At 69.7% G+C, this 14,107-nt stretch carries 11 protein-coding genes; 6 read left to right on the top strand and 5 right to left on the bottom strand.

What is annotated here, in order from left to right; all coding sequences use genetic code 11:
• Nucleotides 1–34: 34 nt before the first annotated feature.
• Entirely contained in the window at nt 35–1,144 is a 1,110-nt protein-coding gene (locus ACN8ZM_RS13945) for an ABC transporter ATP-binding protein (RefSeq protein ID WP_420210160.1), read from the top strand.
• Between the two features lie 13 nt (nt 1,145–1,157).
• Here ACN8ZM_RS13945 and ACN8ZM_RS13940 read toward each other — a convergent pair whose 3' ends face one another.
• Nucleotides 1,158–2,042: a LysR family transcriptional regulator gene (locus ACN8ZM_RS13940; protein WP_420210159.1), complete on the bottom strand. Its 885-nt coding sequence runs from the start codon at nt 2,040–2,042 to the stop codon at nt 1,158–1,160.
• A gap of 113 nt (nt 2,043–2,155) precedes the next feature.
• On the opposite strand from ACN8ZM_RS13940, the gene ACN8ZM_RS13935 reads away from it, so the two are divergent.
• Both ACN8ZM_RS13935 and ACN8ZM_RS13930 read left to right on the top strand, forming a co-directional pair.
• Nucleotides 2,156–3,352: a serine hydrolase domain-containing protein gene (locus ACN8ZM_RS13935; RefSeq protein WP_420210158.1), complete on the top strand. Its 1,197-nt coding sequence runs from the start codon at nt 2,156–2,158 to the stop codon at nt 3,350–3,352.
• A complete protein-coding gene (locus tag ACN8ZM_RS13930; RefSeq protein WP_420210157.1) occupies nt 3,349–4,569 on the top strand; it encodes an MFS transporter in 1,221 nt (406 codons plus the stop codon). Before ACN8ZM_RS13935 ends, ACN8ZM_RS13930 begins: the two co-directional genes overlap by 4 nt.
• Nucleotides 4,570–4,604: 35 nt before the next feature.
• Here the strand turns inward: ACN8ZM_RS13930 and ACN8ZM_RS13925 are convergent, their stop codons facing one another.
• The 3 genes from ACN8ZM_RS13925 to dalD all read right to left on the bottom strand — a co-directional run bounded on the left by ACN8ZM_RS13925 (nt 4,605) and on the right by dalD (nt 8,622).
• Nucleotides 4,605–5,618, bottom strand: a complete 1,014-nt coding sequence (locus ACN8ZM_RS13925) for a sugar-binding transcriptional regulator (protein ID WP_089451190.1) — start codon at nt 5,616–5,618, stop codon at nt 4,605–4,607.
• Between the two features lie 44 nt (nt 5,619–5,662).
• Nucleotides 5,663–7,144, bottom strand: coding sequence for a xylulokinase (gene xylB, locus ACN8ZM_RS13920; protein WP_420210156.1), 1,482 nt, complete (start codon nt 7,142–7,144; stop codon nt 5,663–5,665).
• A gap of 83 nt (nt 7,145–7,227) precedes the next feature.
• On the bottom strand, nt 7,228–8,622 hold the full coding sequence (gene dalD / locus ACN8ZM_RS13915) for a D-arabinitol 4-dehydrogenase (protein WP_420210155.1): 1,395 nt from the start codon (nt 8,620–8,622) through the stop codon (nt 7,228–7,230).
• A 119-nt stretch (nt 8,623–8,741) separates the two neighbouring features.
• Here dalD and ACN8ZM_RS13910 point away from each other — a divergent pair, with 119 nt between their 5' ends.
• Complete coding sequence (locus tag ACN8ZM_RS13910; protein ID WP_420210154.1) at nt 8,742–9,794, top strand: RNA-guided endonuclease InsQ/TnpB family protein; 1,053 nt, start codon at nt 8,742–8,744, stop codon at nt 9,792–9,794.
• Nucleotides 9,795–9,996: 202 nt separating this feature from the next.
• On the opposite strand, the gene ACN8ZM_RS13905 is transcribed toward ACN8ZM_RS13910, so the two are convergent.
• Nucleotides 9,997–10,908 (bottom strand): LysR family transcriptional regulator, encoded by a 912-nt coding sequence (locus ACN8ZM_RS13905; RefSeq protein WP_043190134.1) that lies wholly within the window; start codon nt 10,906–10,908, stop codon nt 9,997–9,999.
• Nucleotides 10,909–11,005: 97 nt separating this feature from the next.
• Here ACN8ZM_RS13905 and mdlC point away from each other — a divergent pair, with 97 nt between their 5' ends.
• Entirely contained in the window at nt 11,006–12,613 is a 1,608-nt protein-coding gene (gene mdlC / locus ACN8ZM_RS13900; protein ID WP_420210153.1) for a benzoylformate decarboxylase, read from the top strand.
• A 29-nt stretch (nt 12,614–12,642) separates the two neighbouring features.
• Complete coding sequence (locus ACN8ZM_RS13895) at nt 12,643–14,094, top strand: aldehyde dehydrogenase (RefSeq protein WP_420210152.1); 1,452 nt, start codon at nt 12,643–12,645, stop codon at nt 14,092–14,094.
• The last annotated feature ends 13 nt before the right edge of the window (nt 14,095–14,107 follow it).

Raw genomic sequence — 14,107 nt, 5'->3', positions numbered from 1 at the left:
GACGCGGCGCATCACGAACGAACGGAGACAGATCATGGCAAGCGTGCTCCTGCGCAACATCGCGAAGCGCTACGACGAGACCGAAGTGCTGCGCAACGTGAACCTCGACATCGCCGACGGCGAATTCGTCGTGTTCGTCGGCCCGAGCGGCTGCGGCAAATCCACGCTGATGCGGATGATCGCCGGGCTCGAGGACATCTCGAGCGGCGACCTGCTGATCGACGGTGCGAAGGTCAACGACGTGCCGAGCGCGAAGCGCGGCATCGCGATGGTGTTCCAGTCGTATGCGCTGTACCCGCACATGACGCTGTACGACAACATGGCGTTCGGCCTGAAGCTCGCGGGCGCGAAGAAGCCGGAGATCGACCAGGCCGTGAAGCAGGCCGCGAAGATCCTGCACATCGACCATCTGCTCGACCGCAAGCCGAAGCAGCTGTCGGGCGGCCAGCGGCAGCGGGTCGCGATCGGCCGCGCGATCACGCGCAAGCCGAAGGTGTTCCTGTTCGACGAACCGCTGTCGAACCTCGACGCGGCGCTGCGCGTGAAGATGCGGCTGGAATTCGCGCGGCTGCACGACGAGCTGAAGACCACGATGATCTACGTGACGCACGACCAGGTCGAGGCGATGACGCTCGCGGACAAGATCGTCGTGCTGTCGGGCGGCGCGGTGCAGCAGGTCGGTACACCGAACGACTTGTATCACGCGCCGGCGAACCAGTTCGTCGCGGGCTTCATCGGCTCGCCGAAGATGAACTTCCTGAAGGGCACCGTCGATTCGGTCGATGCGGGTGGCGTGCTCGTGCGCTTCGACAGCGGCGAGACGCAGCGCGTTGCAGTCGAAGCGGCGGGGCTGCAGCGCGGTGCGGCGGTGACGGTCGGCGTGCGGCCCGAGCACCTGAAAGTCGAAGCCACGGCCGGCGGCGTGGCCGCGCGGACGATGGCCGTCGAATCGCTCGGCGATGCCGCGTATCTGTACGCGGAGTCGGCCGTCGCGCCAGACGGGCTGATCGCGCGGATTCCGCCGCTCGACACGTACCGCACCGGCGCGGCGCTCCACGTGCAGGCGGAAGCCGAGCACTGCCACCTGTTCGACGAGCACGGGCAGGCGTTGCGCCGACTGAGCGTACACGCGAAGGCCGCATGATGGCCGGCCGCGCTCACACCGGCAGGTGCGCGGCCATGTAATCGACGAACGCGCGCAGCTTCGGCGTCGGGTGGCGGCCTGACGGCCACAGCACGTGGATCGGCGTGCAGCTCGCGACGTGTTCGTCGAGCACCGTGCGCAGCGTGCCGTCGTCGAGCGCATCGCGCACGAAGAAGATGGGCAGGCACGCGATGCCGAGCCCGCGCAGCGCGAAGCTCAGGCGTGCTTCCGCGTTGTTGCTGACCATCGTGACCGGCACCTCGGGCGACGTGCCCGTGCGCGGCACGCGCAGCGGCCAGGTTTCGAGCTTGCCGCTGGTCGGGAAGCGGTAGTGCAGGCAGCGGTGCTGTGCGAGATCGGCCGGCGTGCGCGGCGAGCCGTGCCGGTCGAGATAGTCGGGCGACGCGACGAGGTGCTGGTGGAAATGGCCGAGCAGCCGCGACGACAGCCGCGAATCCGCTGGCTGGCCGGTGCGCAGCACTGCGTCGAAGCCTTCGTCGACGACATCGACGAGCCGGTCGCAGAAATCGATGTCGAGCTCGATTTCCGGATACGCGGCCATGAAATCGGCGAGCACCGGCAGCAGCAGCGTGCCGATCGTCGGCAGGCTCACGCGCAAGCGCCCGCGCGGCGCTTCGGCGCTGTGCGTCAGTTCCTGCTCGGCCGCGTCGAGCTCGGCGAGCACGCGCCGGCACCGTTCGAGAAAGCGCGTGCCCTCGGCCGTCAGCGTGATGCTGCGCGTGCTGCGGTGAAACAGCCGCACGTTCAGGCGTGCCTCGAGCCGCGCGATGCGCTTGCCGATCGCCGACGCGGACAGCCCGAGCGCGCGGCCGGCCGCGACGAAGCTGCGCGTTTCCGCGACCTGAACGAACACGACGAAGCCGCCGAGGTTTTCCATGCGAGTTTCCGATTGCGGACGCCAGCGTCCGGATTGTCCGGAACTCTACCCCGGTTTTTCTTCTTGCGTCGGCTCCCTACGATGAGCGCTCGTTCACTGTATGAGGTCACGCCATGTCATCCCTGCCTGTCACCGCTTTGCGCGTGGAACCGGACGTCGCGCTGCGCCACCGGCTCGACGACGCGCTCGATCGCGCGCTTGCCGACGAGCGCATGGTCGGCGCGGTCGTGCTGGTCGCGCAGGACGGCGACCTGCGCTATGCGCGCGCCGTCGGGCTCGCCGATCGCGAAGCCGGCACGCCGATGCGGGAAGACGCGCTGTTCCGCCTGTCGTCGGTCACGAAGCCGATCGTGGCGGCCGCCGCGATGCGGCTGGTCGCGGCAGGAAGCATCGCGCTCGACGAACCGGTCACGCGCTGGTTGCCCGAATTCCGCCCGACGTTGCCCGACGGTACGCCCGCCGTCATCACGTTGCGCCATCTGCTGTCGCATACGGCCGGCCTTGGCTACCGTTTCCTCGAAGCGGACAGCGACGGCCCGTATGCGCGCGCCGGCGTGTCGGACGGAATGGATCGCTCGGGCCTCTCGCTTGCCGAGAACCTGCGGCGTATCGCCGGCGTGCCGCTGCAGTTCGCGCCGGGCACGTCGTGGGGCTATTCGCTCGCGCTCGACGTGGTTGGCGCGCTGATCGCGGCGGTCGACGGGCGGCCGCTCGCCGACGCGGTGGCCGCGCTCGTCACGACACCGCTCGGGATGACCGACACCGCGTTCGTCGCGCACGATCCCACGCGCTTCGCGACGCCTTACGTGGGTACGCCGGGCGCCCCGCGCCGAATGGCGGACGTCGATCTCGTGCCGGTGTTCGACGGCACGATCGGCATTCGCTTCGAGCCGGCGCGCGCGTTCGATGCCGATGCGTGGCCGTCGGGCGGCGCGGGGATGGTCGGCACCGCGCGCGATTGCATGACGCTGCTCGACGCGCTGCGCACGGGCCGCGACGGCTGGCTCGGACGCGAATGGGGAGACGAGATGGCGCGCCTCCAGCCGGGTGCGCGCGAACTGCGGGATGTGCCCGGTTTCGGCTTCGGGCTCGGCTTTTCGGTGCTGCGCGATCCGGTGGCCGCGCAGTCGCCGGAGTCGGTCGGCACCTGGCGCGGGGGCGGTGCGTACGGGCATACGTGGTTCGTCGACCGCGCGGCCGGGCTGACGGTCGTCGCATGTTCGAACACGCTGTACGAGGGCCTCAATGGGCGGATCGTGACCTGTGTGCGCGATGCGGTCTACGGCGTCGAAACCGGGAGCGCGGCATGAGCGACTGCACGTCGATCGATGACGAGATTGCCGTTCGACCGGTGCAGGCGAAGCAGGCGCCCGAACGCCTGCCGGTCGCGAACCTGCTGGCGCTCGCGACGGCCGGCTTCATCACGATCCTCACCGAAGCGCTGCCGGCCGGCCTGCTGCCGCTGATGAGCGTCGACCTGCGCGTGACCGAGGCGCTGATCGGCCAGCTCGTGACCGTGTATGCGCTCGGCTCGATCGTCGCGGCGATTCCGCTCGTCGCGGCGACGCGCGCGATGCGCCGGCGCGGCCTGCTGCTCGCGGCACTGGCGGGCTTCGTCGTGTCGAATGCGCTCACGGCCGTGTCGCCGTACTACGCGCTCACGCTCGCCGCGCGCTTCGTCGCCGGGATGGCGGCCGGGCTGCTATGGGCGCTGCTGGCCGGCTACGCGAGCCGGATGGTCGATGCGTCGCTGCGCGGCCGCGCGATCGCGGTCGCGATGCTCGGCGCGCCGGTCGCGATGTCGATCGGGATTCCGGCCGGCACCGCGCTCGGCGCGGCGCTCGGGTGGCGCGTCGCGTTTGCGGGCATCACGCTCGCGGCGCTCGTGCTGATCGGCTGGATCCGCTGGCGCGTGCCCGATTATCCGGGGCAGCAGGCCGGCACACGCGAGCCCGTGCTCGGCGTGATGGCACTGCCTGGCGTGCGGCCGGTGCTGACCGTGATGTTCGCGTACGTGCTTGCGCACAACATGCTGTACACGTACGTCGCGCCGTTCCTCGCGGGCGTGCGGATGGGTGCGCAGGTCGATGCGGTGCTGCTCGTGTTCGGTATCGCGTCGCTGGTCGGCATCGCGCTCACGGGTGCGTGGATCGGCGCCGCGCAGCGACGCCTGACGCTCGCGAGCATCGCGCTGTTCGCGATCGCGGCGGCGATGCTCGGTGCCGGTTCCGGAATGGTGATCGTCTATGCGGGTGTCGCGCTGTGGGGGCTGGCGTTCGGCGGTGCGGCGACGCTGTTCCAGACGGCCACCGCGAACGCGGCGGGGGACGCGGCCGACGTCGCGCAGTCGATGCTCGTGACGGTGTGGAACCTCGCGATCGCGGGCGGCGGCATCGCGGGCGGGATGCTGCTGGGCGCTACGGGTGCCGGTGCGATTCCGTGGGTGCTCGTCGTGCTGCTGGCGGCTGCGTGGGTCGGCGCGTGGCGTGCTCGCCGGCATGCGTTTCCGGCGCCTCGCGCGGCTTGAGCGTTCGCTGCCGCGCGCGGTGCGCGGCAGCGACGTCAGGCCGCCTTCGCGTCGAGCGCCGCGCGTGCGCAGGTCTCGTCGGTGACGAGCCCCGACAGCCAGCCGCCGCGCAATGCGGCGATCACCGCATCGCGTTTCTTCGGGCCGCCGGCGAATGCGATCGTCGGGCGCTTCGGCGGCGTGGCGAGCGACACGCTCGTCACGCGCGCGCTCGTCGACACGGCGATCTGCGTGCCCTGCGCATCGATCGGCACGCCGAGCAGCTCGGCCACCGCGCCGAGCGCGGTCATCTCGTCGCGTTCCTGTTCGGTGATGAAGCCGTCCTCGTAGAGCGGGCAGTGCGGGCCGATGTTGCCGATCCCGACGAACGCGACGTCGGCCTTGCCCGACAGCGCCTCGACGATCCGGTACAGCCGGTGATTGCACCACTGCGCGCGCTCGGCATCGCTGTCGGCGAACAGCGGCGCGGGCAGCAGGAAGTGCTTGCTGCCGGTTTTCTCTGAGATGTACTGCGCGACGTCGTAGCGGTTCGACGAACCGTCGGCCGCGATCGCGCCGACCATCGACACGAGCCGGTGCTGCGGCCGGTCGATCTGCGCGATCTGCGCGACCGCGGCCTTCAGCGTCCGGCCGCTGCTGACCGCGATGACCATCGGCCGCGTTTCGTTCAGGTAGCGCTCCATCACCTGCGCGCCGGCGACGGCGAGCTTGCGGTCGATCGCGTCGGGTGCATCGGCATCGACGGGCACGACTTCGCACATCGCGAGGCCGTAGCGCTTCGACAGCTGCGCGCCGAGATCGAGACAGTCGGCGAGCTGGTGGTCGACGCGCACGCGGATCAGGTTCTTTTCGACTGCGAATGCGACGAGGCGCTGCGCGACCGGGCGCGACACCTGCAGCTTTTCCGCGATTTCGTTCTGCGTGTCGCCCGCGACGTAGTAGAGCCACGCGGCACGCGTGGCGAGATCGAGTTTTTCTGAGGACTTGGACACGATAGCGATTCGGTTTGGATCTGGGCGGGCCGCATGACGGCATCCACTGTACCGCATGTCGCGCCCCTGGCCGACGGCCGGCGCGCGTGACCTGCGGGCGCTTACGCGAGCCGTGCGCGCGACGGTTCGTACAGCGGCCGCACGTGGCGGTACAGTGCGCGGAACGCATCGAGGCGTTCGCGCAGCAGCGCATGGCGGGCGGCATCCGGCGCGTATTCGGCACGCACCGGCGGCTTGGTCAGCACCGCATGCGGATCGCCGCCGACGGCCAGCCAGCCGAGCCGCGCCGCGCCGAGTGCCGCGCCCGTTTCGCCGCCGCCGTGCTGGCGCGTGCGCACGTTCAGCGCATCGGCGATCAGTTGCGCCCAGAACGCGCTGCGCGCGCCGCCGCCGATCAACGACAGCTGGTCGGTTTCGACGCCGGCCGCATGCAGCGCGTCGAGGCCGTCGGCGAGGCCGAGCGTCACGCCTTCGAGCACCGCGTAGCCGAGATGCGCGCGTTCGGTCGCATGTGTCATCCCGAAGAGCACGCCCTGCGCGTACGGATCGTTGTGCGGCGTGCGCTCGCCGGACAGATAGGGCAGGAACAGCGGGGCCGTCGCGAGTGAGTCGGCGTCGAGCGCTTCGACTTCGGCGAGCAGCGCGGGCTCGTCGGTGCCGGTCAGCTTGCAGACCCAGCGCAGGCAGCTCGCGGCCGACAGCACGACGCTCATCAATTGCCAGCGATCGGGAATCGCGTGGCAGAACGCATGCACGGCCGATGCGGAGTTCGGCATGAAGCGGTCGCCGACCACGCTCAGCACGCCCGACGTGCCGAGCGACACGAAGCCATCGCCCGCGTGGATCGCGCCGATGCCGAGCGCGCTCGTCGCGTTGTCGCCGCCGCCGCCGGCCACCACGACGGCTTCCGACAGCCCGAGTTCGCGTGCGACATCCGCGCGCAGCGTGCCGGACGGCGCATTGCCTTCGACGATGCGGGGCATCTGGTCGCGCGTCATCCCGCACGCGGCGAGCAGCGCGTCGGACCAGTCGCGGCGCGCGACGTCGAGCCACAGCGTGCCGGCCGCGTCGGAGGGATCGGACACCTTCGCGCCGGTCAGCCGGAACCGCAGGTAGTCCTTCGGCATCAGCACGCAGGCGGTCGCCGCGAACACGGCGGGTTCGTGCTTCGCGACCCACAGCAGTTTCGGCGCGGTGAAGCCCGGCATCGCGAGATTGCCCGCCAGCGTGTGGAGATCGGGCGCGCGTTCGGTGAGCAGCGCGCATTCGTCGGCGCAGCGCATGTCGTTCCACAGGATCGCAGGGCGCAGCACGCGATCGTCGCGGCCGAGCAGCACGGCGCCATGCATCTGGCCCGACAGGCCGATGCCGCGCACGGCCGCGAATTCGTGCGGATGCCGCTCGCGCAGGCCGGCGAGCGCGGCGAGCGTACCTTGCCACCAGTCGTCCGGATGCTGTTCGGCCCAGCGCGGATGCGGCCGCGACACGGTGAACGGCGAGCCGGCGGTGCCGACGACCGTGCCGTCCGGGGCGAGCAGCAACACCTTCACTTCCGAGGTGCCGAGGTCGATGCCGAGATACATGAGCGATCCGTTCCGTCAGTGGGGAGTCGCTACTTTAGCCGCGCGGCCGCGCACGTGCCAAGGCAGGTTCGCCCGGATGCGCATCAGCGTGCCGCGAGCCATGTGTCGACACGCCAGAGTCCGCCGCGCATGGCTTCGAACAGCGCCGCGTTGCCGGCGAGCGAGCCCCACAGCGCGCGGCTCGCGCACAGCGCGACGACCGGGTCGTCGGCCCCGACGATCGCCCGTGCGGCGCTTTCGTCCATCACGCCGTCCTGGTACGCGTACGGCAAGGTGCCGCGCGCCCAGCGTTCGAGAAAGCGCAGGAACAGCGCGGGCAATACGGCGGTGGCGACCGGCGCCGCGCCGCGTGCGAACGATTCGACCAGCGTCGGCGCGATGAAGCCGGGGATCTTCGAGAAACCGTCGGCCGCGACGCGCTGGTTCGTGTCGAGCACGTACGGGTTGCCGAAGCGTTCGAGCACGACGTCGCGGTAGCGTGCGAGATCGAGCGGGCTCGGCGTGAGGCACGGGATCACGTCCTGCGTCACGTAGTCGTGCGCGAAGCGGCGGATCGCCGCGTCATGCGTGCCTTCGTGGATATACGTGTGGCCCGCGAGCGTGCCGGCCCACGCGATGCAGCTGTGCGTTGCGTTGAGGATACGGATCTTCGCTTCCTCGTACGGGTGTACATCGTCGACGAGTTCGGCGCCCGCCAGCTCCCAGCGCGGCCGGCCGGCCGCGAAGCGGTCCTCGATCACCCACTGGATGAACGATTCGCCCATCACCGGGCACGCGTCGTCGAAGCCGGTGGCCGCCAGTACGCGCTCGCGCACGTCGGCGGTCGGGCGCGGCGTGATGCGGTCGACCATCGCGCTCGGCGTGGCGACGTTCGTATCGAACCACGCGAGCAGGTCGGCCTGCCCGCGCCGTTCGAGGAATTCGCGCATCCCCGCGCGAAAGCGCGCGCCGTTGTTGCGCAGGTTGTCGCAGCTCTGCAGCGTGAGCGGGCCCGCGCCGCGCTTCACGCGTTCGGCGAGCAGCGCGGCGAGCGCGCCGTACAGCGTCGTGCGTGCGCCCTGCAGGTCGGCCGCGAGATCGGCGTTCGCGACGTCGAGCCGGTTGTGTTCGTCGAGGTAGTAGCCGCCTTCGGTGACGGTGAACGACACGATCCGGCACGCCGGATCGGCGCCGGCGTCGATCAGTGCGGCAAGATCGATCGACCACGGCAGCACGCGCGTGATCGCGCGGATCGTCTCGTACGCGCGCTCGCCTTGCGGCGTGACGGTTTCGAGGGTGTAGGCGCCGTGCTGCGCGGCGAGCGCGTCCATCGTCGCGTGCATGTCGTCGCGGATGTTGCCGACGGTCAGCGACCAGCGCTCGTCGGCCGGGACGGCCGCGTTCACGCGATGCAGATACCACGCCTGGTGCGCGCGGTGAAACGAGCCCGCGCCGATGTGCAGCAGCACGGGCGTGCGGGCGGAGGGCGATTCGGTCATCAGAATTTTCTCCGAGAAACCCCGCCATTTCGCCGAAGGGCACTTCCTTCGGGGCGGATAGCGGGAAGGAAAGGCGTGCTGTTGACAGGCAGCTTCGTCCACGGGTTAGGATCACCGGCATGATCCTTGTCTACAGCTATCGCGTGAAGTCGCTCAATGGGCTGCTCAACAAGCAGAGCCGTGCGGTGAACTACGTCTGGAACTTCTGCAACGACACGCAGAAGCACGCGCTCAAGTGGGGCAAGAAGTGTCCTGCAGGATTCGACCTGAACGTGCTGACGACCGGCAGCAGCAAGGAACTCGGTATTCACTCCGGCACGGTCAATGCGACGTGCGAGCAATACGCGAAGTCGCGCAGTCAGCACCGTCGGCCCTACCTGCGCTATCGGGGCAGGAAGTCGCTCGGCTGGGTGCCGATGAAGGGCCGAGACCTGAAGCGTGAAGGCGATGCGTTCCGCTTTGCCGGCAACACGTTTCGCGTGTTCAACAGTCGACCGCTTCCCGGAGGCAAGATCAAGGACGGAACCAACTTTGCGCAGGATGCACGCGGCAACTGGTTTCTGAACATCGTGATCGAGATGCCGGATGTGCAGGCCCGCCCGATCCGTTCCGGCGTCGGCATCGATCTCGGCCTGAAAGACTTCGCCACACTTTCGACCGGCGAGAAGTTGCCGAATGACCGGTTCGGCCGACGCGCGGCGGAAAAGCTCGCGAAAGCGCAGCGGGCGCGAAAGCACAAGCGGCATATCGCGAAGTTGCACGCCAAGGTGGCGAACGCCCGTGCCGATTTCCAACACAAGCTCGCGCTCGATCTGGTGCGGCGTTTCGATTACATCGCGGTCGGCAACGTGTCGGCCGCGAAGCTCGCCAGAACCAGGATGGCGAAGAGCGTCTACGACGCATCCTGGTCGTCTTTCCGGGACAAACTCCGTTACAAAGCGATCGCGCACGGAGCCACGTTCGAGGAAGTCGACGAAAGCGGTTCGACCCAGTCCTGTTCGTCGTGCGGGTCGAAAGACAGCACGACGCGGCCGAAAGGTATTGCGGGACTGCGAGTAAGAGAGTGGGCCTGCAGTGACTGTGGTGTCGAGCATGATCGAGATACCAACGCTGCGTTGAACATTCTCCGATGCGGACGTGCATCGCCAGATGTGGGAATCCTCCGCCTTTAGGCGGAGGAGGACGTCAACCGGTGTCTCCTGTTGCGATCATTGCTGCCGAATACGATCATTTGCTCTACGTGTGAGCGAATGATCGTATTCGGGCGGGCGAAAGTCAAGGCGGGGAAACGGCATTTCGATGGTGCGCTGCGGCGGCGCGCGGGCAGGGCAGTGCGGGGAGGGCGCGAACGGGCGGCCGGCGCGGAAAGCGCCGTCAGCGTCCTTCGCGCGTCAACGCGACGAGTTCCTCGAGCAGCTTGCCGGCCGGCCCCGGCAGGATGCCGTGACGGCGCCGGAACGCGGTGAGCGTGCGCACCGCGACGACCTCGCGCACGGGTAGCGTGTCGATCGTGCCGGCCCGCTGCTCGGCGCCGTACATCGGCTCGGCCATCCAGCTCAGGAAGCCCGCATGCGCGACGAGGCTCTTCAATGTCGTGACCGAGCGCGTCTCGACCGCGATGTCGGGCAGCGCGAGCCCGTGCGCGTCGAAGGTCGCGCGCATGTGGTCGAACGGCGCGGTGCCGCGCGGCGGGATCGCCCAGCGCGCGTGCAGCGTGTCGGCGAGCGTCGGCGCCCGGCCGAGCGCGCGCAGCGGATGGTGCGGCGCCGCAACGATATGGCTGCGATCCTCCCAGCGGCACTCGGGAATCGCGACGATCTCGTCGGTGTCGGGCCCGTGCGCGGACAGCGCGAGATCGATCTCGTGCTTGTTCAGCCCTTCGGCGAGCCGGTCCCACACGCCTTCGATGATCTCGACGCGCAGGTTCGGCCAGCGGTCGAGCACGCGGCCCACCGCGACCGGCAGCACGAGGCTCGCGATGCTGCCCACGGTACCGACCTTGATCGTGCCCTTCGCGAACCCGCGCATCGCGTCGAGCTCCTCGCGCGCGTGCTCGGCCTCGTGCTGCAGCAGCGTCGCGTGCGGCAGCAGCGCCTCGCCGAACGCGGTGAGCTGCACGCCCTTCGAGTGACGCTCGAACAAGGGCGCGCCGACCTGGTCCTCGAGCCGCTTCAGGATCCGGCTCAGCGCCGGTTGCGTCACGTGCAGCGCGTCGGCGGCGCGGCCGAGGCTGCCGCACGCGACGATCGTCGTGAAGGCGCGCAATTGTCGGAGATCGAAAGTCATGCCGGAATGTAATGGCTTATCGCAGAAAATACAGTATCCGAGAATGGGTTGCGCTTCGATACTGTGGAAACCGCCAAGCCACCGAGGAGCGCCGAGCATGTCCGGCCATTCGTCCCCTTCCGCCGCATCGATCACCGTTCGCGATGCCGTGATCGACCTGCTTCGCCAGTTCGGCATCGACCGCGTGTTCGGCAATCCCGGCTCGACCGAGCTGCCGATGTTCCGCGACTTCCCCGACGATTTCCGCTACGTGCTCGGTTTGCATGAAGCCGTCGTGGTCGGGATGGCCGACGGCCATGCGCAGGCCACCGGCAATGCGGCGGTCGTCAACCTGCATTCGGCGGCCGGCGTCGGCAACGCGATGGGCAATCTCTTCACCGCCTTCAAGAACCGCACGCCGCTGATCGTCACCGCGGGCCAGCAGGCACGCGCGATCCTGCCGTTCGACCCGTTTCTCGGCGCGACGCAAGCCGCCGAGCTGCCGAAGCCGTACGTGAAGTGGAGCATCGAGCCCGCGCGCGCGCAGGACGTGCCGGCTGCGATCGCGCGTGCGTACCGCATCGCGATGCAGGAACCGCGCGGCCCCGTGTTCGTGTCGATCCCGGTCGACGACTGGGATCAACCGGCCGAGCTGCTGCCGCGCCGCGACGTCAGCAGCGTCGTGCGGCCCGATCCCGATGCGCTCGCACGGCTCGGCGACGCGCTCGACACCGCGCGGCGTCCCGCGTTCGTGGTCGGTGCGGCCGTCGATCGCGCCGGTGCGTGGGACGAGGTCGTGCGGCTCGCCGAGCGGCACCGGGCGCGCGTGTACGTCGCGCCGATGTCGGGGCGCTGCAGTTTCCCCGAGGACCATCCGCTGTTCGCCGGTTTCCTGCCCGCGATCCGCGAGAAGATCGTCGCGCGGCTCGACGGGCACGACCTCGTGTTCGCGTTCGGCGCCCCCGCGTTCACCTATCACATCGAGGGCTTCGGCCCGCACGTGCCGCCCGGTGCGACGCTCGTGCAGCTCGTCGACGATCCGGGCGTCGCCGCGTGGACGCCGTCGGGCGACGCGGTCGTCGGCAACCTGCGGCTCGCCGCGCGCGACCTGCTCGCGCGCCCGGCGCCGCCCGAGCGGCCGATGCCCGCGCCGCGGCCGCCGCGTGCGCGCGTCGAGCCGCCCGCCGCCGGCGAGCGCATGTCGGTTGCGTTCGCGTTGCAGACGCTCGCCGACGTGCGCGACGCGCACGACATCGTCGTCGAGGAAGCGCCGAGCGCGCGGCCGGTGATGCAGGAACACCTGCCGTTCACGCACAGCGGCACGTTCTACACGATGGACAGCGGCGGGCTCGGCTACGGGATGCCGGCCGCCGTCGGCGTCGCGCTCGCGCAGCCGGGCCGGCGCGTGATCGGGCTGATCGGCGACGGTTCGAGCCTGTATTCGATTCAGGCGTTGTGGAGCGCCGCGCAACTGAAGCTGCCGATCACGTTCGTGATCCTGAACAATCGCCGTTACGCGGCGCTGCAGGATTTCGCGCCGGTGTTCGGCTTCGGCCCGGACGACCCCGTGCAGGGCACCGATCTGCCGAACCTGGATTTCGTCGCGCTTGCGCAAGGGATGGGTTGCCGCGGCGTGCGCGTGACCGCTGCCGCGCACCTGCGCGACACGCTGGCCGACGCACTGCGCGCCGCGACGCCGGTCGTCGTCGAAGTCGAGATTGCCTGACGCGCGTTGCGCGTCTTTCCGGAGAATTCATGCAAACCGTAGCGATGCTGATCGGCGGCGAACGCCGCCATTCATCCAGTGGCGCGACCTTCGTGCGCCGCAACCCGCTTGATGGCGAAGTCGCGTCCGAAGCGCCCGCGTGTACCGTCGACGATGCGCGTGCGGCGGCCGACGCGGCCGCCCGTGCGTTTCCCGACTGGGCCGCGCTCGGCCCCGGCGCACGCCGCGCGCTGCTGCTGAAGGCGGCCGCCGCGCTCGAAGCGAAGCACGAGCAGTTCGTCGCCGCGATGGCGGCGGAGACGGGCGCCTCCGCGCTGTGGGCCGGCTTCAACGTGCACCTTGCCGCGAGCGGGCTCGTCGAGGCCGCGTCGCTGACCACGCAGGTCGGCGGCGAGCTGATCCCGTCCGACGTGCCCGGTTCGCTCGCGATGGGCGTCCGGCAGCCGGCCGGCGTCGTGCTCGGCATCGCGCCGTGGAACGCGCCGGTGATCCTCGCGACACGCTCGCTCGCGCTGCCGCTCGCGTGCGGCAACACGGTCGTGCTGAAGGGCTCGGAGCTGTGTCCCGTCACGCACGGGCTGATCGTCGAGGCGCTGCAGGAGGCCGGCCTGCCGCCGGGCGTCGTCAACTTCGTGACGAACGCACCCGAGGATGCGGGCGCCATCGTCGATGCCTTGATCGCGCATCCGGCCGTGCGTCGCGTGAATTTCACGGGCTCGACGCGCGTCGGCCGGATCGTCGCCGAAGCGTGCGCGCGCCACCTGAAGCCGTCGGTGCTGGAACTCGGCGGCAAGGCGCCGTTCGTCGTGCTCGACGATGCCGATCTCGACGCGGCGGTCGCGGCGGCCGCGTTCGGCGCGTTCGCGAATTCCGGGCAGATCTGCATGTCGACCGAACGCATCGTGGTCGACGCATCGATCGCCGACGCGTTCGTCGCGAAGCTCGCCGACAAGGCCGCGTCGCTGCCGCTCGGCGACCCGCGCAACGGGCCCGTCGTGCTCGGTTCGCTGATCGACCTGAAGGCCGTCGAGCGCTGCAACGCGCTGATCGACGATGCGCTCGCGCACGGCGCGACACTTGTGTGCGGCGGCGAGGCCGACAGCACGTTGTTCCCGGCCACGCTGCTCGACCATGTCACGCCGGCGATGCGCATCTATGCGGAAGAGTCGTTCGGCCCGGTGAAGGGCATCGTGCGCGTCGACGGCGAGGATGCCGCGATCCGTTGCGCGAACGACAACGCGTTCGGGCTGTCGTCGGCCGTGTTCAGCCGCGACGTCGCGCGTGCGATGCGCGTCGCGGCACGCATCGAATCGGGCATCTGCCACGTGAACGGCCCGACCGTGCACGACGAGGCACAGATGCCGTTCGGCGGCGTGAAGGACAGCGGCTTCGGCCACTTCGGCGGCAAGGCCGGCATCGCGGCGTTCACGGACCTGCGCTGGATCACGGTGCAGACCGCACCGCGCCACTATCCGTTCTGACGAGGCTGCCGAC

The sequence above is a fragment of the Burkholderia aenigmatica genome (assembly GCF_048627025.1).
In the GTDB taxonomy this organism is placed as follows: domain Bacteria; phylum Pseudomonadota; class Gammaproteobacteria; order Burkholderiales; family Burkholderiaceae; genus Burkholderia; species Burkholderia aenigmatica.
This window is presented reverse-complemented; position numbering and strand designations above follow the sequence as displayed.

What these genes read in the sequence shown, in the direction of transcription:
- xylB (WP_420210156.1), bottom strand. Translation starts at nt 7,144, where the DNA reads ATGTATCTCGGCATCGACCTCGGCACCTCGGAAGTGAAGGTGTTGCTG.
- ACN8ZM_RS13940 (WP_420210159.1), bottom strand. Translation starts at nt 2,042, where the DNA reads ATGGAAAACCTCGGCGGCTTCGTCGTGTTCGTTCAGGTCGCGGAAACG.
- ACN8ZM_RS13925 (WP_089451190.1), bottom strand. Translation starts at nt 5,618, where the DNA reads ATGCGGTACAGTGGATGCCGTCATGCGGCCCGCCCAGATCCAAACCGA.
- ACN8ZM_RS13945 (WP_420210160.1), top strand. Translation starts at nt 35, where the DNA reads ATGGCAAGCGTGCTCCTGCGCAACATCGCGAAGCGCTACGACGAGACC.
- dalD (WP_420210155.1), bottom strand. Translation starts at nt 8,622, where the DNA reads ATGACCGAATCGCCCTCCGCCCGCACGCCCGTGCTGCTGCACATCGGC.
- ACN8ZM_RS13935 (WP_420210158.1), top strand. Translation starts at nt 2,156, where the DNA reads ATGTCATCCCTGCCTGTCACCGCTTTGCGCGTGGAACCGGACGTCGCG.
- ACN8ZM_RS13910 (WP_420210154.1), top strand. Translation starts at nt 8,742, where the DNA reads ATGATCCTTGTCTACAGCTATCGCGTGAAGTCGCTCAATGGGCTGCTC.
- ACN8ZM_RS13895 (WP_420210152.1), top strand. Translation starts at nt 12,643, where the DNA reads ATGCAAACCGTAGCGATGCTGATCGGCGGCGAACGCCGCCATTCATCC.
- ACN8ZM_RS13905 (WP_043190134.1), bottom strand. Translation starts at nt 10,908, where the DNA reads ATGACTTTCGATCTCCGACAATTGCGCGCCTTCACGACGATCGTCGCG.
- mdlC (WP_420210153.1), top strand. Translation starts at nt 11,006, where the DNA reads ATGTCCGGCCATTCGTCCCCTTCCGCCGCATCGATCACCGTTCGCGAT.
- ACN8ZM_RS13930 (WP_420210157.1), top strand. Translation starts at nt 3,349, where the DNA reads ATGAGCGACTGCACGTCGATCGATGACGAGATTGCCGTTCGACCGGTG.